Raw genomic sequence first — 20,317 nt, 5'->3', positions numbered from 1 at the left:
ATATTGTAAGAGCGCAGTTACCGGCACAGGAGATGACAGCAGGTGACAACACGGTTCATGCACTGACGTTTTTGTCCAACCAGCGACAGATTTTCCATCCTCCACAGTTCTCAATCTAGCAACATTTGTCTGGACATGTTCCACATCGCTGTCTAGACTGAAGTCCCATTTCTCTCTGGACACGATCGATGCGCCCATCTTCCCTGTTGCGCCGCTGCGCCGCCACCCTGCTGCTGTGCACCGCCGTCGGCACCGCGCTTGCGGCGCCCGGCGCGCCCGCCGCGGGCGACGTCCCGCCCGACTACGTCGGCGCAAACTCGGACGACAAGCCGGTCCAGCTCAGCCAGTATGCGGGCAAGGCCGTGGTGATGTCGTTCTGGGCGACCTGGTGCGGCTACTGCATGAAGGAGCTGCCGATCCTGGCCAACATCCAGAAAGCGGCCAAGGGCAAGGTCCAGGTCATCGCCGTGAACACCGAAGAGCGCGACGTGTTCGACAAGGTGCGCCGGCCGATCGGCAAAATGGAGCTCGTCGCGGCCTACGACCCCGACGACAAGGCGCAAAAAGCCTACGGCGTCAAAGGGATTCCGCACATGGTCATCATCGGGCGCGACGGCAGGATCGTCCAGGTATTCCGCGGCTATGACGCGTCGAGCCTGCCGACCATCGTGGCCGCCATCAACGAAGCGATGGGCGCCACCCGGGCGCAATCCGACGAAGCCGGCGGCACACAGTGAGCACGCCGCGACGCTTTGTCTGAAAACTGTCTCGATTTGTCGTCGCCGGGCGGCAATCGGTCTCCGTTGACATTTGCTCTTATACAATAGCCGGTCAAGGAGAAGCCCATGTATCGCGTACTGCTGGTGGAAGACGATCCGCGCCTGGCGGAGCTGGTGACGGAATACCTCTCCGGCTATGAATTCTCGGTCGACCTGGTCACGCGCGGCGACGTCGCGCTCGAGCACTTCAAGGCGGCGGCGCCCGACATCGTCGTGCTCGACCTGATGCTGCCGGGGATGGACGGCATGGTCGTGTGCCGCCAGATCCGCGACGTGTCCGACGTGCCGATCCTGATCCTGACCGCGCGCGAGGACAGCTACGACGAAGTGTCCGGCCTGGAGCAAGGCGCCGACGACTTCGTCAACAAGCCGGTCCAGCCACGCGTGCTGCTGGCGCGCCTGCGCGCCCTGTTGCGGCGCGCCCAGCCCAAGGGAGGCATGGATACGCGCATGCTCGAATTCGGCGCCCTGCGCATCGTCACCACCGAGCGCAGCGTCAGCTGGCGCGGCCAGCCCTGCGTGCTCAGCAACACCGAATACAAGCTGCTGCTGGTGCTGGCCGAGGCAGCCGGCCGCGTGCTCTCGCGCGACGAGCTGCTCAAGAAGATGCGCGGCATCGAGTTCGACGGGCTCGATCGCAGCATCGACAATTCGATCTCCAAGCTGCGCCGCAAGTTCGACGATGCGAACTCGGAAAAGATCAAGACGGTGTGGGGCGAAGGCTATTTGTTCTCGCCGTCGGCATGGCACTGACGAGGACAGCAATCATTTCTCGACGCCCGCGTGCCCATGGTAGCGCCGGCAGCTCAGGAAACTGACGTGAATGATGTTGTGTCCCATCCTCACCCTCTTTGCAAAAAATTGCATTGAGGAAATTGACATGCTAGAGTTTCGGCTTCAGGCACCAGGCTCGCCGGTGCGGCAACGAGATCGCAGAAGATGAGAGAACAGCTTGGCCGCATCGCGGCGATAGTCGGTGTGACCGTGCTTGCCACGGGATGCGCCACCCCTTACAGCCCAGTCCCGGTCGCCACCCATTTCCCGACCAGCCAGCAGCAGAAATTGCAGGCTGCGGCGCACTGGACGGCAATTACTGAACACATCGAAAAGCAGTTGGTGCCGACGCTTAACAACGGCCCGCGCGGGGCCCTGTACGTGCAGCCGCTGCAGGACACGCCCTTCAACCGTGCGGTCGCCGGCCAACTGATGACCTCGCTCGTCAATGGCGGATACGTCGTGGCGAAGACGCCGCGCGATGCCTTGAAGGTTGAAGTCGACACGCAAGTGGTTGCGTTTTCCGGCGATCGCCCGCAATACAAGTACCATGGAGAGCGGTCCGCCCTGGTTGCCGGCGTATGGGCGCTGACGGAAGTGCACCACAGCGCCCTTGGCCTGGCTACGGCCGCCGTTTTCGGCGAGGATGCGTATGCCTGGTTCCGGTCCCAGTTTTCGTCCAGCGACACGCCGAAAACCGAGATCATCGTCACCGTGGCCGTGTCCGACGACCAGCGCTACTATGCGCGCCAGACCTCGGTGTACTACACGGTCGACAGCGACCGCTGGCTGTATGAAACGGTGCCCCTGCCGCCGGCGCAGCCGGTGAAAACGTTCGCGGTAACCGGGGAGACGAAATGAAGTGCGTTAAGAAAGCGCTTGCCCTGTTGCTCGTCCCCTTGATGCTGACGGCCTGCGCATACGAGAGGCAGGACGATGGCTACTCTCCGGCGCAGCCAGCCAATGCGGTCGTCAGTGCCAATTACGCCGCGGCCGATGCTTTGCTGGCGCAATTGAAAGGCAAGCTGTCCGACGACAAGCCGTTGATCATGGCGACCATCGTCAACATCGATGCGCTCGAGCAGACCTCGACGCTCGGGCGGCTGGTGTCGGAGCAGGTCTCGACCCGGCTCGCGCAAGGTGGGCTGAAAATGCTTGAAATGAAACTGCGCAACAGCGTGTACCTGAAACGCAACCAGGGCGAATTGATGCTCACGCGCGAAATCGGCGAGGTGGCGCATACCCACGACGCCCAGGCCGTGGTCGTCGGTTCCTACGCCGAGACGCCCGACGCCGTGTTCGTCAACGTCAAGGTGATCCAGCCAACCAGCAACTTCGTGTTGGCGGGCCAGGACTTCGTGCTGCAAAAAGACGCCACGGTGCGCGCGATGATGCAGCCGCCCGGGCAAAGCCAGCTTCGCTGAGCTTCCGCCAGATTTGCCAAATATGTCGCTGGTCACTTCTCGAAGCTGAACAGCATCGTTCCGATGATCGACACATTTGAAGTCGCTCAAACTTTCGTGGACTCGCCTATATCCAGGCATCTCGAGGTCTCACTGAATCAAGTCGAGGCCGAGTTGATCGAGATTACGAAGAAAATTGCACTGTCTGCGTGATTCGGCCGCAGACTTCATTGTTGCAAGCGGCCGATGCATCGCATCTGAGGAACCGGTGGCTCAATGCTGGTTACTCGAACAGCGGCACGATCGCCAGCGGCGCGTGGTAGGCCATGACCTGGCCGCGCTCGGCGGGAAGGCGCAGGGTCACGACCGGGAACGCGTCGTCGATGTCGCCCGCAAACGCCGCGCCATTCGCGACCTGCAGCGGCAGCTCGCTGCCGTCGGGACGGCGCAGGCGCGCGCCGACGTCGGTCTTCTTGGGATACACGAAACGCACGCCGGCGCACTGGCGCGCGCGCTGCGACGCGTCGACCCAGCGCGCAAAGCCGAGCGCCTGGCGGCAGGCTTCGAGCAGCTCGGCGACGTCGTACAGGCCGTCGGCGCGCGGCGCGATCGTCACGCGCGGGCGCAGCGCAAAATCGACGCCCTTGCGGTTCAGGGCCAACGCGGCGTTTTCGTCGTAGGCGGCCTTTTGCAGCGGAAACACGGTGCGACCGAGCGCATCCAGCGGCAGCATCAGCTGGGTCGCCTTGCCGGACAAGACCAGCTGCAAGGGCTGCGCCCCGGGGCCGGGATCGGCGCTCTGCACTTCCAGCTCGCTTTGCAGCAGATTCTTCGGCCCGCCGTATTTCTCGAACACGACCATCGCGCGGTAGGCGTCGCGGTAGCTCGCCCACGCGCCCGCCCCCGCAGGCGCCTGCGCGCGCGCGAGCTCCATCGCGCCGGCCGCCAGCAGCAGAGCGAGGGAAGCGACGATGGGGCGGATTGAACGCATCTCAGAAACGGTAGGCGATGGCGGTCGAGACCGTCAAGTTGCTGGACCGCTCGACGAGCGGGCTGTGGGCGGCGCTGCCGAGCAGGCGCTTGGCGCGCAGGTCGGTGGCCAGCATCCACGATGGCGACCAGCTCCAGTTCCAGCGCGCGTCCAGGTGCGCATCCTGCAGGCCGCCGCCCGGCGCGTACTCGTCGAACCTGCTGCGCAGCGATTCCTCGGCGCTGACGCCGAAATAGCTCACGTTGTCGTTGCGGTTGGCAGCGGTGACGCCAGCCACCAGCGATACCCGGTGCCGCTCGCCGATCGCCGCCGCCAGGCGCTGCACGTCCATCGTCAGGCGCGCGCCGTCGCGTTCGCGTCCCGAGCCGTACGACAGGCTGGCGCTCAGGCGCCATTGCGGGTCGAGGTAGACGTTGACAAAAGCGCCGGCCTGCAGGCGCGCGCCGATCTCGTCCATGCCGTCCAGGCCCTTCGGTGAGCGCTTCAGGACGCTGAACAGCGGCCCCCGCGCGAACGTGCCGACTCCACCCACCGTGTTGCCGTCGCCCCCGCCATCGCGCCTGGGGACCAGGCCCAGCAAGGGGCCGTATTCCAGCGTCGGGCTGCTGGACAGGTGCCAGCCGGCGTTCATGCCGGACACGAACAGCCCGTTGCTCCATTCGACCTGCAGCACCGGCAGCGCGCGTACCCGGCGCACCCCGGTGCCATCGTAGCGCGGCGCCGATTGCACGCCCAGGCCCGCATACATGTCGCGGCTGCCGTCCGGCATCGGATTGAGCGCAGGCGTCTCGGCGCGGCTGGCGCGGCAAGCGAACATCGAACCCAGGGTGCAGAGCACGGCAAGCGAAACGAAGAGGGGCTTGTTCATGTCATAAGGCAAAGGATTGCGGAACACAGCATTTTACGTGCTTGCGTTCGAGCATTCACACCTCTGCCCTGTCGGAATAAAAAAAGCCCACCCTGCTTGCGCATCAGGTGGGCAAACGGAAAACCCTGATGAACACATCCTACCCAGCCGGCGCCGCCAAATCCGCCGAGGAATGTCGGCCAATTGTCGTCAATTTGTAAGGCGCGGTTTTTTGACCGGACACTCCATTAAAATTTCGGTCATGATCAAAACGGAACCATTATTTTTTTATCACGCCGGCGCGGCGGGGCCGTGACGTGAACCGCCTGTTCTTCCGCTTCTTCGTGCTGGTCATGCTGTCGATCACGGCGGCCACCTTCGTGATCTATTTCCTGTTCGCGCGCCTGTTCGGCGATCCGCTCGACGACATCGCGCGGCGCCAGGCCTCGGCCCAGATCTTCCTGCTCGAGCAGTACGTCGACCGTGCCCCGCCCGACGAATGGCTGGTGCGCCTGAACAAGGTGCGCGAAGTGTCGGACGCCCAGTTCGACCTGGTGCCGCTGTCCCAGGTGAATGAGGCGCTGTCGACGCGCCAGCGCACCGCCCTGGCGCGCGGCGAGATCGTGCTCGACCCGTCGCACAAGGCGTTCCTGCGCCGCGTCGACCTGGCGGGCCAGCGCTACATCGGCAGCGACGACGAGGTGCTGCGCGTGTCCAGGCTGCCGATCGATCTCGGCCAGGCGCTGGCGATGGAAGTGCTGCGCTACGTCGTGGTCGCGCTGGCCTTGCTGGTGCCGATCGCGCTGTGGTCGCGCGCGCACTGGCAGGCCTTGCAGCGGCTGTCGCGCGTGGCCGACGAGTTCGGCGCCGGCCAGCTGTCCGCGCGCGCGCACATGCGCCCGTCCGAGGCGGTCTACCCGCTGGCCGAGCGCATGAACGCGATGGCCGAACGCATCCAGGGCTTGCTGGAATCGCAGAAGAATTTGCTGCACTCGGTGTCGCACGAGCTGCGCACGCCGATCGCGCGCCTCGAGTTCGCCATGGAGCTGCTGGCCGAGCGCATGCCCGACCCGCAGCTGGTGAAACGCATCGCGGCGATGGAAGGCGACCTGGCGGAACTGAACGGCCTGGTCACCGAACTGCTGTCGATGAGCAAGCTGGACGACGCGCACGGACCGCAGCGCGCCCTGTTCGAGCTCGAACCGCTGCTGCGCGAATGCGCCGGCGCCCTGCATCCGCCGCCGGCGCAGCTACACGTCGACCTCGGCCCGATGCTGGGCAGCCTGGACGGCGAGCGCCGGCTGCTCGCGCGCGCCCTCGGCAACCTGCTGCGCAACGCCCAGAAGTACGCCGCACGCCAGGTGGCCTTGAGCGCCCAGCGCGTCGGCGGCATGGTCGAGATCGCGGTCGACGACGATGGCCCCGGCATCCCCGAGGCCGAGCGCGAACGCGTGTTCGAGCCTTTCTACCGGCTCGACCGCAGCCGCGACCGCGCCACCGGCGGCTTCGGGCTGGGCCTGTCGATCGCGCGCAAGGCGGTGGTGCTGCACGGCGGCAGCCTGGCGGTCGAGGGCTCTCCGCTGGGCGGCGCGCGCTTCGTGATGCGCTTGCCGGACGGCGTGCTGGCGCAGTGAATCAGGGCGGCTCGGCTACTTCGCCTGCGCGGCCTTGGTCACGAGGCCGTCCGCCACCTCCAGCGTGGCCTTGAACAGGTCGTTGCGGTCGGGCGGATTGAAGTGCGCGCTCACGGTGGCCGGCGAAGTCTGGTAGCGTCCGTCGATCACCAGCGTCGGCGCCGACTCGACCTGGTAGCTGGCCATCACCTTGCCCAGCTGGCGCAGGCGGGTCTGTACGCCGAAGGTATTCCAGGCCTCCTGGAATTTGGCCGGATCGACGCCGATGCTCGCGCCGTTCTTGCCCATCCAGTCGAGGATGGCGCCATCCTCATGCAGATTGACGTGCTGCTTGTGCACCAGGTCGAAGATCTGGCCATGGATGGCGTCCGGCTTGCCCATCGCTTCCAGCGCCAGGTACAGGTGCGCTTCGGGATCGCTGGCGCCGCGCAAGGGAATGTGGATGCGGCGCAGCTGGATGCGCTCGCCTTCCTGCTTTGCCCACGCTTCGAGCTGCGGCTCGAGCGCATTGCACACCGGGCAGTGGTACATGAAGAACTCGATCACCTCGACCTTCTTGCCGGCCGCTTGCGTGGCCTGCGGCTGGGCCAGCGTGATGTAGTCGATGCCGTTGGCCGGGTTGGACGGCGAGGCGGATGTGGTGTGGAAGACGGCGGAGCCAGCCAGCAGGCACAGGCCGGCGGCGGCGAAACGCAGAGAATGCAGAGAACGCATGAATCATCCTTCGGTGGTGGGGTCCACCGAAGGATAGATGAAACGGATGGCTGAGTGAAGAACCGGGCGGCGGCTCAGTGACGGCTCAGTGACGGCTCAGTGACGGCTCAGTGACGGCGCACCACCGGCGGCTTCGGCGGGCCTTCCGGCGACACGTGCGTGATCGCGTAACCCAGGTGTTCCCACCAGTGATCGCGCGAACGCACGGTGACCAGGCATTGCTTGTCGATCGAGCCGGCGAACACCGGATCCGGGCACTTGTTCGTCATCATCGCGTAGCGCTGGTTTTCGGCGTTCACCAGCGCGACGCACAGCCAGAAGACGACGCCAAGCAGCAGCACCGCCAGGCCCCAGGCCCAGTGGTTGACGTGGCTGGTCTCGTACAAATCCTCGTCTTCCGGCTTGGACTTGTCGTAGATCCGCAGGATCTTGCCTTCGACATTGCTCATCGCTTGCTCTTCTCGACTTCGTTAAGGGTTATTTGGTCTTGGCCGCCCGCGCCACCAGCACGTCCATCACCTGCAGGGTTGCCGGGAACAGCTGCATCTCGTCGTTGACCTTCAGGGAACCCTGCAGCACCGACGGCGAGGTCATGTACTTGCCGTCGATGACCACGGCCGGCACGCCGTCGATCTTGTAGTCGTTCACGATCTGCGGCAGGCGGTGCAGCCTGGTCATCACGCCGAACGAATTCCATGCGTTCAGGAAGGTCTTCTGGTCCACGCCGTTCTTGGACACCCAGTCGATGATCGCCTTGTCGTCGAACAGGCGGACGTGCTGGACGTGGACGGCGTTGAACACCTTCTGGTGCATGTCACCCAGGCGGCCCAGCGCTTCGAGCGTCAGGTACAGGTGCGCCTCGGGATCGTTGGCGCCCTGGGCCGGCAGCGGGATGCGCTTGAGCAGGATATTGTCGCCCTGCTTTTTGACCCACTGCTCGAACGACGGTTCCAGGCGATTGCAGTGCGGGCAGTGGTACATGAAGAACTCGATCACCTCGACCTTCTTGCCGACCTGCTGCACCGGTTGCGGCTGGGCGAGCGTCACGTACTCGACACCGTTTTTCGGGTCGGTCGGCGAGGCAAACGCGGTGCTGGCGACGAGGCTGGCGGCGATCAGGGCGAAACGCAGGGCACGCATAGTAATCCTTCTGGTGGTGTTAAGTTGGGAAACGACCGCGAGATTACCACTTTTTATGCGTTCCGCCTTAGTCCTGGCTTAGTTTGCCCCCGTTCGGGCTCAGAACGCGTAACGCACCGACAGCTTCATCTGGCGCCCATCGCTCGGATAAATGCCGTCCTGGCAACCGAACGCATTGCTGAAATAATGGCGGTCGGCCAGGTTCAGCCCTGACAGCGCCAGTTCCCAGCGGTTCAGCTGTAGCGCATAGCGCGCGTCCAGCGTCGCGTAGCCGGGCACGTGCGCCGGGCAGCTGTTGTCGAAGTCGCTGCCGTAGCGCTGGTGGTCGACGAATTGCGCACCGGCGTCCACGGTCTGGTTGGCGGTCGGCTGCCAGGCCAGGCGCACGGTCAGCACGTTCTTCGGCACCAGCACCATTTCACGCCCGGCGTTCGGGCCATCGGTGAAGCGGGCGACCACGTGCTGCAGGTGGGCGGTGGCGCGCCAGCCGGCGGCCAGCCGGGCTTCGCCGTCGAGCTCGAAGCCTTCGCGCTCGGTCGGATCCAAATTGGTGTTGGCGCCGAACGGGGCGTACGCCGTCGGGGTCGGATCGAAGAAGATCTCGTTGTCCAGCTTGTGGCGGAAGGCGCGCAGGGTCAGCTTGCGTGCCTCGTCGCCGACGCTGGCGCCCAGCTCGACGTCGTGCGAGGTCTGTCCCTTCAGGATGGCGCCGTTGGCGGTGTAGCTGTTTTCGTCGACGTTGGCCACGCGGTAGCTCTGCCCCGCCTTGCCGTAGACTTCCAGCAGCGGCAGCGGCTTGAGGCTGGCTTGGGCTTCCCAGGCGTTCTGCGACTGCGCGGTGCTTTGCGCAGAGCCGGGCGACAGCGCATCGCTGTAGTCCTTGTCGAACAGTTCGTGGCGCGCGCCGATGGCCAGGCGGCCGTCGTGGGCGGGGTCGAAACGCAGCGCGTCGTGCAGGTAGACCGCTTTCGAGCTCTGGCTGGCGTCGGCCAGCGAGTAGTCGGAGGTGGTCTTGCGCTTCCAGCGGATCAGGTCGATGCCGCCGACCAGCTCGTTGCCCATGCCGGCCACCTGCGTGCGCCAGCGCGCGCGCGGGGAGAGCTGGTCCTGGCGGCTGTCGTAGGCGCCGACCGAGGGGTAGTCGGTCGACAGGTAGTTGGAACGCGCGTTGCGCTCGCGGTGCGACAGCTCGGCGGCCAGGTCGACGTCGCCGGCGCGGACTTCGCCGAAGGCGGTGATGCGGTCGGTATTGAGCGCGCCAAAGTCGAGCGGCGTCTTGGTCCGGCGCGGATCGGCTTCGAACTCGGCCAGGGTCAGCGAACCCGGCAGGCGCGAATCCTGGCGCGCGCTTTCCACGCGGATGCCGACCCGGCCGCCTTCGAAGCGGGTCTGCAGGCCCAGGCTCATGCTGTCCTGGTCGAAGGCGCTGTTGGCGCGGTAGTTCTGGGTGCCCTGGCGCATCACCGACAGGTCGGCCGCGATCGGTCCGGTGACTTGCGACAGCGCGGCGCGCACGTCGTGCTCGTGGAATTGGCCGCCTTCCGCGAACACCGAGCCGTGCAGGCCCGGCTGCTGCGCGCGGCGCGTGAAGATCTGGATCACGCCGCCGGTCGCGCCTTCGCCGAACAGCACGCTGTTGCCGCCGCGCGTGATCTCGATGTGGTCGACGGTGTCGATCGGGATGGTGGAGAGCACGGTGTTGGACAGCTCGTTCTCGTTCAGGCGCACGCCGTCGACGAAGATCACCATGTTCTGCGCGCTGTTGGTGCCGAAGCCGCCCAGGTCGAGGCCGAAGTCGGGCGAGCCGTCCAGGCTCTGGCGGCCGAACACGCCGCCGATCTTGCGGATGGCGGCATTGACGTCGTTCACGCCGGCGCGGCGGATGTCGTTCTGGGTGATCACGGTCGAGCCGATCGGCGTGGATGCGGCATCGCCCGGGAAGCGCGCACCGGTGACGACGACGGTCGATGGGGCCGACGAGGGGGCCAAATCCTGGGCGCCGGCTTGGGCTGCGAGGATGGACATGGAGATGGCGCAGGCCAGCGCGAGCGGCCTGATGGCCGGCTTGGCGCCGGTGGCAACAGCAGAATTCATTGGATGCTTTACAAGTGACAAGTTGGCCGGCGCGCGTCCCCGCATGCTGGCTCGAACGGAAGCGCTTCCTTCATGAAGCCGCTTCCCCCTGTCCTGGCCGGTATCCGGGCTTGCAAGACGGACCGTTCCACCTTCCCATGCTTGCGCACAGTGGTCGTCGGAACGGCCAGCCGCATACGACGCGCGGCGCTTGCTTACCGTTGCGGGGGCAGCACACGTTGGCGTTCGCCCGTGGGGCGGCGCGCCGTGTTTCCCGCTCACTATATTGATGAGGCTGCGCGCGCAGAACGCGCACGCGGGCACCAGAACCGGGCAATTATAACCTTGCCAAGCCGGAGGGCCGGCGGTGTTGCGCTTTTTCGCCGTCAATTCACGTAAATTTTGGAAACTTTGCAGCAATCTCGCATATAGTGTCGCGATAACAATATCTTTGTTTGGGGGTTTGCGAATGAGATTGCGTTTCAAGCGAATCAAAGCGGGCGCCGTGTACGTCCTGCTGGCAGCCGGCGGGGCGGTTACCGCCGACCTGCTGGCCCAGGGCGGCGCCCCATCCGCGGCGCCCCCGGCCACCGTACCGGCACAGCTGCCGGCCCAGTCGCCGGACGGCATCGCACTGGCCGCGCCCGACGCCGCCGTGGTCAGCGTGCCCAGCAGCCCGGATGCCTGGGGCGGCGCGCGCACCGGCCAGGAAGCGACGCTGTCGGACCGCGTGGTCAGCTACGACATCGACGCCACCCTCGACCCGGACAAGCACGTGGTCGACGGCCGCGAAAAGCTGACCTGGCGCAACCGCAGCAACGTGCCGGTGAAAAGCGTCTACCTGCACCTGTACATGAACGCCTTCGAAGGGATGGGCTCGACCTTCCTGACCGAGAAGCGCGTGCGCGACAGCCAGTTCCGCTCCGGCGTCGACATCAAGGAAGGCGAATGGGGCCACATCGCCTTGAACCGCGTCAGCCAGGGCGGCGCGCCGGTGCCGTGGATGTTCGTCCACCCCGACAACGGCCCGGCCAGCGACCACACCGTGGTCCGTTTCGACCTGCCGGCCGCGGTTCTGCCTAACGCATCGACGCTGCTCGACATCGACTTTCGCACCCAGCTGCCGCGCGTGATGGCGCGCACCGGCTACTTCGGCAGCTTCCACCTGGTCGGCCAGTGGTTCCCCAAGATCGGCGTGCTGGAACTGCCGGGCGAGCGCGGCGCCACCGCCCCGCGCTGGAACGTGCACGAATTCCACCTGAATTCCGAGTTCTATGCGGACTTCGGCCTGTACGACGTGCGCTTGACCACGCCCAAGGCGTACACGGTCGGCGCCGTCGGCGAACTGCAAGGCGCCCCGGTCGAAAAGAACGGCATGGTCACGCGCCGCTTCGTGCAGGGCGACGTGCACGACTTCGCCTGGACCGCCGACAAACGCACCGCCAAGCCGATCGTCGACACCTGGACCGGCCCCGGCAGCCCGAAGGTGAACATCACCGTGCTGTATCCGCCCGAGTACGCGGCCAGCGCCGGCCCGGCGCTGCAGGCGACCAAGGATTCGCTGACCTTTTTCTCCAACACGCTCGGTCCCTATCCCTATAAGACCGTGACCGTGGTGATCCCGCCCTACAACGCGGAAGAAGCCGGCGGCATGGAATACCCGACCTTCTTCACCGCCGAAGGCTATCGCAACGCCGACCCGGACACGGCCACGCGCTTCGAACTCGACTTCGTCACCATCCACGAATTCGGCCACGGCTACTTCTACGGCCTGCTGGCCTCGAACGAGTTCGAAGAGCCGATGCTGGACGAAGGCTTGAACGAGTACTGGGACCTGCGCATGCTGCGCGCGCGCGGCCAGGACCTCCACCTCGCCACCCCCTTCCTGAAAAAGATCGGCTTCGCGCCCGCGGTCACGCCCTTCGCCATGGAGCGCGGCGGCATGCCTCGCCTCGAGCCGGCCGACCCGCTCGGCCAGAACGCCTGGGACCGGCTGCAGGACATCGGCCCGGTCTACTCGCGTACCGCGGTCACGATGCGCGACCTCGAAGCGCGCATCGGCAAGGAGCCGATGGAGCGCGCCTTCAAGGAGTACTACCGCCGCTGGCACTTCCGCCACCCGGGCATCGCCGACCTGCGCGAGACCCTGGCCGAAGTCACCGGCCAGCGCGCCGCGGTCGAGCAGGTGTTCGCGCAGCAGGTGACCGCCGCCACCCGCGTCGACGACCGCATCGCGGCGCTCACCAGCCGCGAGGAACTGCCGCTGCCCGGCACCCGTCAGGTCGGCGGCGCCTGGGTCGAGGACAAGCAGAAAGACCTCGACAAGCGCATCGACAAGGCGCGCGAGGACTGGAAGAAGGCGCATCCGAAGGCGGCCGAAGGCACGGGCCCCTACCCGTTCCGCACCGAAGTGACGGTGCGCCGCAATGGCGCCAGCGTGCCGCAGACGCTGCTCGTGAAATTCGCCGACGGCACCAGCGAGATCGTGCGCTGGGACGCCAGCGAGAATTGGCACAAGTTCAGCTGGATCAAGCCGGCCAAGGCGGTGTCGGCCGAGCTCGACCCGCAGCGCATCCACTACCTCGACGTCAGCAAACTGAACGACAGCCGCACCGTCGAGCTTGATGCCAGCGCGTCGCGCCGCTGGGGCTGGGATTTCTCGGCCATCGTCGAAGCCCTGTTCTCCCTGATCGCGAGCGTATGATGAGCCTGCACACCCTCGATACCCCCTCCATGGCCCCGCACCACGCCGGCAACCTGCGCCGGCCGACCGCGTTGCGCACCGTCGTCGCGGCGATCCGCTCGGCCCTGCAATGGCGCCTGCTGCTGTGGTGGCTGCTCCTGCTGGCGCTGCCGACCTTCGTCGCCAGCCTGCCGATGTGGCAGATGCTGGGCGATTCTCTCGACCACTCGATCTACGCGCCCCGGCTGGCCCAGGCGCTCGACGGCCTGGCCGTGTCCGACCTGATGACCGGCGCGCGCGAGCACTACGCCAGCGCGCTCGGCGCCGGCGCCATCGTCGCCGCGCTGCTGACGCTGCTGCTGTCGCCGCTGCTGGCCTCGATGACCCTTGCGGCCGCGCGCGCGCGCGACCGGCTCGGCTTCCTGCCGCTGCTGGCGTCGGGTGCGCAAGGTTACGGCCGCATGCTGCGCATGCTGATCGTGGCGATCGTCCCGCTCGGCATCGCCGCCGTGCTCGCCGGCGTGGTCACGCACCTGGCCAGCAAGAGCGCCGAGACCGCGCTGCTGGAAGGCGACGCGGTGCACGCCTCGCACGTCGCGCTGGGCATCAGCGCGGTGCTGCTGCTGCTGGCCCACGCCACCGTCGACAACGGCCGCGCCCTGCTCGGCAACGACCGCCGCCGCCGCTCGGCCTGGCTGGCCTGGTGGCACGGCAGCAAGCTGCTGGTGCGCCGTCCGCTGGCGGTGCTCGGCACCTACTTCATCACTACCGCGCTCGGCCTGGCGGCGGCAAGCCTGATCGCGCTGGCGCGCCTGCATGTGCCCGCGCTGGGCGGTGGCGGCACGCTGGGCGCGATCGTGCTGACCCAGCTGGGTGTACTGGTGCTCGGCTGGACGCGCAGCGCGCGCCTGTTCGCGCTGATGGCGCTGGCGCGCGACAAGCGGGTGTGGATCGCGCCGCACGGTTGAACAGCGGATCAGCTACCATGGCCGCTCCGATCACTGAAGGAGCGACCATGTCCACCCGCCTGCCCACCTATTTCGTCTCGCACGGAGGCGGCCCCTGGCCGTGGATGAAGGCCCAGTACGGCCAGGCCTACGACAAGCTGGAAGCGTCGCTGGTCGATATCAAGCGCCAGGTCGGGCAGCGCCCGAAGGCCGTGCTGGTCGTGACCAGCCACTGGGAGACCGACGGCTTCATGGTGTCGTCGGGCACACGGCCCGGCATGATCTACGACTACGGCGGCTTCCCGCCGCACACTTACCAGATCCAGTACCCGGCGCCGGGCGATCCTGTATTGGCGGCGCGGGTTGCCGAGCTGCTGAACGCAGCGGGCCTGCCAGCCGGCCTGGATCCGGAGCGCGGCTTCGACCACGGCACCTTTTCGATGCTGGCACCGGTTTATCCGGAGGCCGACATGCCGGTGGTGCAGCTGTCGATCCGCCACGGCTACGACCCGGCCGTCCACCTGGCCGCCGGCCGCGCGCTGGCGCCGCTGCGCGACGAGGGCGTGCTGATCATCGGCAGCGGCCTGTCCTTCCACAACCTGCGCCAGTTCGGCCCGGGTGGCGCCCTGGCCTCGCACAACTTCGACGCCTGGCTGCAGTATGCGTTGCTGGAATTGTCGCCAGCGGAGCGCGAGCAGGCGATGCTGGACTGGAGCGCCGCGCCCCACGCGCGCGTCGCGCACCCGCGCGAGGATCACCTGGTGCCGCTGTGGGTGGCGCTCGGGGCGGCCGAGCAGGAAGCGGCCGCGTGCGTGTATCACGAGGATAGTTTTTTTGGGGCGTTGACGGTGTCCAGCTTCAGGTTCGGGCAGACCGACTGATTAACGGGCCCTGGAAAACCGTTGCGAGCGACCGCAGAGGTGGTCGAGAAGCGCAGACGTACCGACGGTACGGCCGGTCCGCCGTAGCGGAGCATCGCAGACCGCCTCAGCAACGTGCAGTAGGTTTATCAAGGCTCCATCACGTACCGCGCTTCCCGCGCGCCGCCTCTTCCGCCTTCGCCGCCGCCTTCTCGGCCGCAATCCGCGCCTTCTCTTCCATCGCGATGCGATGCTGCTCCAGCGCCGCCGCCCGCGTCTCCGGGGTCTCGAGGCTGATGCGCCCCAGCGCGCCCTGGCGATAATCCTGCAGGAACACGTGCGCCGCCTTTTCGTAGTCGAATTCGCCGCCGCGCACGCGGAAGCCGCGGCGCAGCGCCACGCCTTCGATCACGCCGAAGCCATCGATGCCGTCCGTCTTCATGCCGTAGCGTTCACGCAGCAGGTGCGGGTAGCGCTCGAGCAGCAGCGTGCCGAGGAACTCGGCGACTTCTTCCTCGATCACGGCGTTGGTGCCGACCGCGTGGCTGGCGGCCAGCATCATGCCGTCGCTGTCCATGGCGATCTTCGGCCACAGCATGCCGGGGGTGTCGACCAGCACGGTGAACTTGTCGAGGTAGAGCTTTTGCTGGGCCTTGGTCACGGCCGGCTCGTCGCCGACCTTGGCCACGCGCTTCTTCAAGAGCGCGTTCATCAGCGTCGATTTGCCGACGTTCGGGATTCCCATGATCATGATGCGCAGCGGCTTGGTCGGCACGCCGCGGTGCGGGGCCAGCTGCTTGCACAGGTCGGGGATCCTGGCCACGTCCGACGGCTTCTTGGTCGTCATCGGGTAGGCGGTGACGCCCGGCTGGGCGTCGTACCAGGCAGCCCACTGCGCGGTGACGGCGGGGTCGGCCAGGTCGGTCTTGTTGAGCACCTTCAGGCAGGGGCGCTGGCGGAACTTGCGCAGCTCTTCCACCATCGGGTTGCTGCTCGCCTGCGGCAGGCGCGCGTCGAGGACCTCGATGACCACATCGGTATTTTCCATCTGCTCCGCCGCCTGTTTGCGGGCGGCGGCCATGTGGCCCGGGAACCATTGAATCGACATTTCTTATCTCAAATCTGCATGCAAAACGCTATTTTACGCTGCTGCGCCTCCCCAGACCCGGCAGATGTCGGCGGCAAGCCCTGTACTGTCGCGTTCGCACACGCCATGCCAGCTGTTTGCAACGTCTACGGCGCCTTGAAAGCGCACTCGCTCGCCGGCAAAGGGGCGAACGGATCGAAGCGCGCCAGCGCGTTCTTCGCCTGCGTGACGTCCTTGGCGTACTCGGTCAGGTAGCGCGTCCTTTCCTCGCTCTGCCACTCGTCGCTCGAGAAACCCTTGTTCGAGCTGGCCTTGCTGGTGTAGACCTTGCCCTCCAGGCGCGGCAGCATCGCGCGGTCGGGGTCGGCGTTTTCCTTGAGCAGGTAGCCGTCGACGTCGCGCAGCGTCAGCGGCAGCGCCGCGTCCTGGTCGCGCATCAGCTTGCCGAACACGGCCAGCTTGACGACGTTCGGGCCGGGGCCGAGCACATCGTTGAAGGTGAGCAGCGCGAAGGGTCGTCCTTTCGCATCGTCGACGCGGCCTTCGATCACGTAGCGGCCCGGCATGCGCACCTCGGCGGGCAGCAGGAACTCGAGCGAACCGTTTTCGATGGCTTCGCGCGGCGCGCCGGACCAGACCGCCGGCAGCTCGGGCGTGTAGATCACGTCGAACAGCAGCGCGCCGTTCTTGCCGCCGACGCTGTAGCGCACCTCGGTGCGGATCGTGCCGGCAAAGCCCGCCAGGCCGCTCTGGGCCGGTGCGAGGATGGCGGCAAAGGCGCCGTCGTTCGGCACCGGGTCGGCGCCGCTGCCATCGTCGACGAACGGCACCGACACCTGGCTCGAGGCGCGCGTGCCGGCGTAGGTGATGCCTTGCGCGAGCGCGCGCGTGATCACCAGCGGCAGAGTCCGGCCGTTCGCGTCGACCGCGCGGATCGAGAACGCCACCGCCTCGTTGGCCGCCATGTAGACGCGCGATTGCGAGGTCTGCAGCTGCACCGCGGGATTGGCGCCGCCGTCCTGCAGGTGCATCGGGCGCATCTCGGTGACGGGCGCGTTGGGATTGGCGCGGTCGGCGTTTTCGGACATCGGGCGCGAATTGAACGGGTATTGCGTACTCTGGCGGTAGCTGCAGTAGGTGTGGTCGGCCAGCTGAACATTGCCGAGCAGCGCGCGCCGGCGCTGGGCGCGCCCGTCCGGCAGCGGCAGGCCGGCGCCGCCTTGCACCGGAGCGAAGAAAGCGTGTTCGGCTTGCGCGCGCGCCTGCGCGGCGGTGCGCGCGGGCGCGGGCTCATGCCAGAACAGCGCCCACGCGGCCACCAGCAGCGCCGCCAGGATCGCCAGCGGCAGCGCGATTCGCCTTGATCTGCTCAAGGCGCGCCGCCGCTGGCGATCCGCGCCCGCATCAGTCCGACGATGCCTTCCCAGTTGCCGTTCAGGTGATGGTCGTAATCCTCGCGGTCGTCGCGGAACGCCACCGAGTGAAAATTCCACTTGGTGCTGCCGCCCTGGTTGGGCGCCGTGCCGAGGGTCAGGTCCTTGCAGAACCAGTCGCCGGGATTGCACAGCGAGCGCCCGGAACTGCCGGAGACGGCGCCGGCACTGTGGTAGGCCTCGACGCCGTCGTCCTGGCCGGGCAGGATCGCCGAGGTCAGCGCGCCCTTGGCGCCGGCGTACATGTAGAACCAGATCCCGCGCGTCTCGTTGTGGTTGTACATGGCGCGCGCGGTGGTGGTTTTCAGGTCCTGCACCAGCGGTTCGGAAGTGGCCCAGGCGCCGGCGTCGGCCAGTTCCGAGCCGCCGCCGGAACCGGCCGCGGAGCGCACCGAGCGGATGTTCCAGCCGGTCTGCACGCCGACACCGGCCGAGCCGCAGACGCCATCGGCGCCCGCCACCGTGTTGCGCGCCAGGCGCAGCGAGCCGCCGTAGTTGGCCAGCACGTAGCCGATCATCAGGTCGCCGGCGCTGTGGGTGGCGACCGTGCACCAGTTGGCGCCGGTGCAGAAGCAGTCGAGCGCGTCGCGGATGTGCACGCTCTGGGTCGCGGTTCTGTTGCGGCCGTCCCAGTTGACCGATTTCGGATTGACGCCGGCGGCCGCCGAGGCCGGTCCCCAGTAGCTCCAGTCGTTGTAGTTGCCGACGATGGCGCCGCCGCCGCGGCCATTGATCCACAGCGTGTAGTCGGTGGCGGATGCGATGCCGCCGAATGCGGCAAGGCACAGCGCGGCCAGGGTGCGCAGCAATCTCATGATGTCTCCACGGGTTGTCGTCGTGGAGATTAGATAGCGCCGCGCCGCGCCGGTTCGGGCCCGGCCGGCGAATTCAGTCGAGTTCCGCCAGCGCCTTGACGTGGGCCACGGCGCTGCGTCCGAGCGCCGACAGGTTGTAGCCGCCTTCCAGGCAGCTGACGATGCGCCCTCCCGCGTGCGTGCGCGCGACCTCGACCAGGCGGTGCGTCATCCAGGCATAGTCGGCTTCGACCAGCGCCATGCCGCCCAGGTCGTCTTCCTTGTGGGCGTCGAAGCCTGCCGAGACGAAGATCATCTGCGGACGGAAGGCGTGCAGCGCCGGCAGCCAGTGGTCATCGACCAGCTTGCGCACGACGTCGCCGGAGGTAGCAGCCGGCACCGGAATGTTGACGCAGGTGGGGCTGAGCGGCTCCGGCTCCGTGTAGGGATAGAACGGATGCTGGAAGAAGCTGGCCATCAGTACGCGCGGATCGTCGCGGAAGGCGTCGGCGGTGCCGTTGCCGTGGTGGACGTCGAAGTCGACGATGGCGACGCGCTCCAGCCCGTGCGCCTCGAGCGCATGCCGGGCCGCGATCGCGACGTTATTGAACAGGCAAAAGCCCATCGGCGTATCCGGCGTGGCGTGGTGGCCCGGCGGGCGCACTGCGCAGAAGGCGTTGTCGATCGAACCGGCGATCACCGCGTCGGTCGCGGCCACGGCGGCGCCGGCGGCGCGCAGGGCGGCGCGGTAGCTGTCCTTGCACAGCAGGGTGTCGCCGTCGAGCGGGTAATGGCCGGACGCCGGCAGGTTGTCGCGCACCAGGTCGAGCGCGCCTTGCGTGTGGTTGCGCAGGATCGCGGCCTCGTCGGCCAGCGGCGCGATGCAGCGCTCGATCAGGCCGTCCAGGCGCGCCAGGATCAGCTGGTCCTCGATCGCGCGCAGGCGCGCCGGGGCTTCCGGGTGCCAATCGCCCATCTCGTGCAGAAGACAGTCGGGGTGGCTGTAGATCGCGGTGCTCATCGTGATGCGTATCCTGGCTTGCTCATCCGTATGCCCGGCGCGGCCGTTCTCGCATAGAATCGTCGGCAAAGCATGTTGATGCGTGAATAAAATGGTTTCCCATGGTGCTAATCTACCATGCGCGACCAGCCGGCGCAGCAATGCCCCGTGTCTCGCCTTACCCTCGCCTTACCGTTGCCCTACTCGAACCAGACAGGACCGCATTCATGTTCAACAAATTGCACGCCGCCGCCCGCCAGGTCAGTCAGATCGTGGTGGGCAAGGACCAGCAGGTGCGCCTCGCCCTCACCTGCATGCTGGCCGGCGGCCACCTGCTGATCGACGACGTGCCCGGAGTCGGCAAGACCACGCTGGCGCATGCGCTCGCGCTGACGCTGGGCCTGAAGTTCAACCGCGTCCAGTTTACCTCGGACTTGTTGCCGGCCGACGTCGCCGGCATCTCGGTGTACGAGCGCGAGCAGAACGGCTTCGTGTTCCATCCCGGCCCGATCTTCACCCAGGTGCTGCTGGCCGACGAGATCAACCGCGCCACGCCCAAGACCCAGTCCGGCCTGCTCGAAGCCATGGAAGAGCGCCAGGTCAGCGCCGACGGCGTCACGCGGCCGCTGCCCGAGCCCTTCTTCGTGATCGCCACGCAAAACCCGGCGCACCAGATCGGCACCTTCCCGCTGCCCGAATCGCAGCTCGACCGCTTCCTGATGTGCCTGTCGCTCGGCTACCCGGACGCCAGCGCCGAACGCGCCCTGCTGATGGGCGAGGACCGGCGCGCCATGCTGCGCACGATCCAGCCGGCAATGCGGCCGGAAGAGCTGATGGATGCCCAGCGCTCGCTGCGTTCGATCCACGCGTCAAGCGCGCTGATCGACTACCTGCAGGCGCTGGCCCAGGCGTCGCGCTCGGGCAAGCTGTTCGCCGAAGGCCTGTCGCCGCGCGCCACGCTGGCCCTGCTGCAGGCCGCGCGCGCCTGGGCCGCGCTGGAAGGCCGCGACCACGTGATTCCGGAAGACGTGCAGGCGCTGCTGGTGCCGGTGTGCGCGCACCGCCTGCGGCCCCTGAAATCGGCCCAGGGCGCGGCGATGGCCAGCCGCGACCTGGTGCTGCAGCTGCAGAAGTCGGTGCCGGTCTGATCCCGTCGTG

Annotated in this window: 19 protein-coding genes and 1 riboswitch; of the genes, 9 read left to right on the top strand and 10 right to left on the bottom strand. The window is 67.0% G+C overall.

The features are described from left to right. The first annotated feature begins 188 nt into the window (after positions 1-188). From FA90_RS01580 to FA90_RS01565, 4 genes are all read left to right on the top strand, one after another. On the top strand, positions 189-737 hold the full coding sequence (locus FA90_RS01580; protein WP_081933572.1) for a TlpA disulfide reductase family protein: 549 nt from the start codon (positions 189-191) through the stop codon (positions 735-737). Positions 738-845: 108 nt separating this feature from the next. Continuing rightward, positions 846-1,532 carry a response regulator transcription factor gene (locus tag FA90_RS01575; protein ID WP_036165204.1) on the top strand — a complete coding sequence of 229 codons (687 nt, stop codon included), beginning with the start codon at positions 846-848 and terminating at the stop codon, positions 1,530-1,532. Between the two features lie 186 nt (positions 1,533-1,718). Beyond that, positions 1,719-2,414: a hypothetical protein gene (locus tag FA90_RS01570; protein WP_051971312.1), complete on the top strand. Its 696-nt coding sequence runs from the start codon at positions 1,719-1,721 to the stop codon at positions 2,412-2,414. Further along, positions 2,411-2,977 carry a FlgO family outer membrane protein gene (locus FA90_RS01565; RefSeq protein ID WP_036165202.1) on the top strand — a complete coding sequence of 189 codons (567 nt, stop codon included), beginning with the start codon at positions 2,411-2,413 and terminating at the stop codon, positions 2,975-2,977. The genes FA90_RS01570 and FA90_RS01565 overlap by 4 nt, the downstream gene beginning before the upstream one ends. A 262-nt stretch (positions 2,978-3,239) precedes the next feature. On the opposite strand, the gene FA90_RS01560 is transcribed toward FA90_RS01565, so the two are convergent. Both FA90_RS01560 and FA90_RS01555 read right to left on the bottom strand, forming a co-directional pair. Then, positions 3,240-3,947: a hypothetical protein gene (locus FA90_RS01560; RefSeq protein WP_036165199.1), complete on the bottom strand. Its 708-nt coding sequence runs from the start codon at positions 3,945-3,947 to the stop codon at positions 3,240-3,242. Between the two features lies 1 nt (position 3,948). Next, a complete protein-coding gene (locus FA90_RS01555; protein WP_239700482.1) occupies positions 3,949-4,815 on the bottom strand; it encodes a MipA/OmpV family protein in 867 nt (288 codons plus the stop codon). Positions 4,816-5,111: 296 nt separating this feature from the next. Here FA90_RS01555 and FA90_RS01550 point away from each other — a divergent pair, with 296 nt between their 5' ends. Then, positions 5,112-6,428, top strand: a complete 1,317-nt coding sequence (locus tag FA90_RS01550) for an ATP-binding protein (protein WP_036165196.1) — start codon at positions 5,112-5,114, stop codon at positions 6,426-6,428. Positions 6,429-6,443: 15 nt separating this feature from the next. Here the strand turns inward: FA90_RS01550 and FA90_RS01545 are convergent, their stop codons facing one another. The 4 genes from FA90_RS01545 to FA90_RS01530 all read right to left on the bottom strand — a co-directional run bounded on the left by FA90_RS01545 (position 6,444) and on the right by FA90_RS01530 (position 10,376). Beyond that, a complete protein-coding gene (locus tag FA90_RS01545) occupies positions 6,444-7,142 on the bottom strand; it encodes a thiol:disulfide interchange protein DsbA/DsbL (protein ID WP_036165195.1) in 699 nt (232 codons plus the stop codon). Positions 7,143-7,249: 107 nt separating this feature from the next. Beyond that, complete coding sequence (locus FA90_RS01540; RefSeq protein WP_051971311.1) at positions 7,250-7,591, bottom strand: hypothetical protein; 342 nt, start codon at positions 7,589-7,591, stop codon at positions 7,250-7,252. 28 nt (positions 7,592-7,619) lie between these two features. Next, positions 7,620-8,282 carry a thiol:disulfide interchange protein DsbA/DsbL gene (locus tag FA90_RS01535; protein ID WP_036165193.1) on the bottom strand — a complete coding sequence of 221 codons (663 nt, stop codon included), beginning with the start codon at positions 8,280-8,282 and terminating at the stop codon, positions 7,620-7,622. A 99-nt stretch (positions 8,283-8,381) separates the two neighbouring features. Then, positions 8,382-10,376 (bottom strand): TonB-dependent receptor, encoded by a 1,995-nt coding sequence (locus FA90_RS01530; protein ID WP_036165191.1) that lies wholly within the window; start codon positions 10,374-10,376, stop codon positions 8,382-8,384. Between the two features lie 77 nt (positions 10,377-10,453). After that, a riboswitch (cobalamin riboswitch) is annotated at positions 10,454-10,698 on the bottom strand. Between the two features lie 126 nt (positions 10,699-10,824). On the opposite strand from FA90_RS01530, the gene FA90_RS01525 reads away from it, so the two are divergent. From FA90_RS01525 to FA90_RS01515, 3 genes are read left to right on the top strand one after another with little or no spacing between them, the layout of a single operon-like run. Further along, positions 10,825-13,059, top strand: a complete 2,235-nt coding sequence (locus tag FA90_RS01525; RefSeq protein ID WP_239700480.1) for a M1 family metallopeptidase — start codon at positions 10,825-10,827, stop codon at positions 13,057-13,059. Positions 13,060-13,088: 29 nt separating this feature from the next. Beyond that, on the top strand, positions 13,089-14,006 hold the full coding sequence (locus FA90_RS01520) for a hypothetical protein (protein ID WP_239700478.1): 918 nt from the start codon (positions 13,089-13,091) through the stop codon (positions 14,004-14,006). Positions 14,007-14,053: 47 nt separating this feature from the next. Beyond that, the gene (locus FA90_RS01515) at positions 14,054-14,866 is read left to right on the top strand and encodes a class III extradiol ring-cleavage dioxygenase (RefSeq protein WP_081933570.1); all 813 of its coding nucleotides are present in this window, start codon (positions 14,054-14,056) and stop codon (positions 14,864-14,866) included. A gap of 139 nt (positions 14,867-15,005) precedes the next feature. On the opposite strand, the gene ylqF is transcribed toward FA90_RS01515, so the two are convergent. The 4 genes from ylqF to FA90_RS01495 form a co-directional block, all read right to left on the bottom strand. Further along, positions 15,006-15,953: a ribosome biogenesis GTPase YlqF gene (gene ylqF / locus FA90_RS01510; RefSeq protein ID WP_081933569.1), complete on the bottom strand. Its 948-nt coding sequence runs from the start codon at positions 15,951-15,953 to the stop codon at positions 15,006-15,008. A gap of 125 nt (positions 15,954-16,078) precedes the next feature. After that, positions 16,079-17,305: a choice-of-anchor X domain-containing protein gene (locus FA90_RS01505; RefSeq protein ID WP_036165183.1), complete on the bottom strand. Its 1,227-nt coding sequence runs from the start codon at positions 17,303-17,305 to the stop codon at positions 16,079-16,081. Continuing rightward, complete coding sequence (locus FA90_RS01500; protein ID WP_051971309.1) at positions 17,302-18,180, bottom strand: hypothetical protein; 879 nt, start codon at positions 18,178-18,180, stop codon at positions 17,302-17,304. Before FA90_RS01500 ends, FA90_RS01505 begins: the two co-directional genes overlap by 4 nt. A 73-nt stretch (positions 18,181-18,253) precedes the next feature. After that, complete coding sequence (locus FA90_RS01495) at positions 18,254-19,180, bottom strand: histone deacetylase family protein (RefSeq protein WP_036165180.1); 927 nt, start codon at positions 19,178-19,180, stop codon at positions 18,254-18,256. A gap of 206 nt (positions 19,181-19,386) precedes the next feature. On the opposite strand from FA90_RS01495, the gene FA90_RS01490 reads away from it, so the two are divergent. Beyond that, positions 19,387-20,307, top strand: a complete 921-nt coding sequence (locus tag FA90_RS01490) for a MoxR family ATPase (RefSeq protein WP_036165177.1) — start codon at positions 19,387-19,389, stop codon at positions 20,305-20,307. Positions 20,308-20,317: the final 10 nt, after the last annotated feature.

It is taken from the genome of Massilia sp. 9096 (assembly GCF_000745265.1).
In the GTDB taxonomy this organism is placed as follows: Bacteria; Pseudomonadota; Gammaproteobacteria; order Burkholderiales; family Burkholderiaceae_D; genus Telluria.
This window is presented reverse-complemented; position numbering and strand designations above follow the sequence as displayed.

Bases quoted from the DNA above. Each gene is read 5' to 3' on its own strand.
- FA90_RS01515 (WP_081933570.1), top strand. From the start codon at position 14,054: ATGTCCACCCGCCTGCCCACCTATTTCGTCTCGCACGGAGGCGGCCCC.
- FA90_RS01495 (WP_036165180.1), bottom strand. From the start codon at position 19,180: ATGAGCACCGCGATCTACAGCCACCCCGACTGTCTTCTGCACGAGATG.
- FA90_RS01560 (WP_036165199.1), bottom strand. From the start codon at position 3,947: ATGCGTTCAATCCGCCCCATCGTCGCTTCCCTCGCTCTGCTGCTGGCG.
- FA90_RS01575 (WP_036165204.1), top strand. From the start codon at position 846: ATGTATCGCGTACTGCTGGTGGAAGACGATCCGCGCCTGGCGGAGCTG.
- FA90_RS01540 (WP_051971311.1), bottom strand. From the start codon at position 7,591: ATGAGCAATGTCGAAGGCAAGATCCTGCGGATCTACGACAAGTCCAAG.
- FA90_RS01500 (WP_051971309.1), bottom strand. From the start codon at position 18,180: ATGAGATTGCTGCGCACCCTGGCCGCGCTGTGCCTTGCCGCATTCGGC.
- FA90_RS01545 (WP_036165195.1), bottom strand. From the start codon at position 7,142: ATGCGTTCTCTGCATTCTCTGCGTTTCGCCGCCGCCGGCCTGTGCCTG.
- FA90_RS01565 (WP_036165202.1), top strand. From the start codon at position 2,411: ATGAAGTGCGTTAAGAAAGCGCTTGCCCTGTTGCTCGTCCCCTTGATG.
- FA90_RS01580 (WP_081933572.1), top strand. From the start codon at position 189: ATGCGCCCATCTTCCCTGTTGCGCCGCTGCGCCGCCACCCTGCTGCTG.
- FA90_RS01520 (WP_239700478.1), top strand. From the start codon at position 13,089: ATGGCCCCGCACCACGCCGGCAACCTGCGCCGGCCGACCGCGTTGCGC.
- ylqF (WP_081933569.1), bottom strand. From the start codon at position 15,953: ATGTCGATTCAATGGTTCCCGGGCCACATGGCCGCCGCCCGCAAACAG.
- FA90_RS01530 (WP_036165191.1), bottom strand. From the start codon at position 10,376: ATGAATTCTGCTGTTGCCACCGGCGCCAAGCCGGCCATCAGGCCGCTC.
- FA90_RS01535 (WP_036165193.1), bottom strand. From the start codon at position 8,282: ATGCGTGCCCTGCGTTTCGCCCTGATCGCCGCCAGCCTCGTCGCCAGC.
- FA90_RS01525 (WP_239700480.1), top strand. From the start codon at position 10,825: ATGAGATTGCGTTTCAAGCGAATCAAAGCGGGCGCCGTGTACGTCCTG.
- FA90_RS01555 (WP_239700482.1), bottom strand. From the start codon at position 4,815: ATGAACAAGCCCCTCTTCGTTTCGCTTGCCGTGCTCTGCACCCTGGGT.
- FA90_RS01570 (WP_051971312.1), top strand. From the start codon at position 1,719: ATGAGAGAACAGCTTGGCCGCATCGCGGCGATAGTCGGTGTGACCGTG.
- FA90_RS01490 (WP_036165177.1), top strand. From the start codon at position 19,387: ATGTTCAACAAATTGCACGCCGCCGCCCGCCAGGTCAGTCAGATCGTG.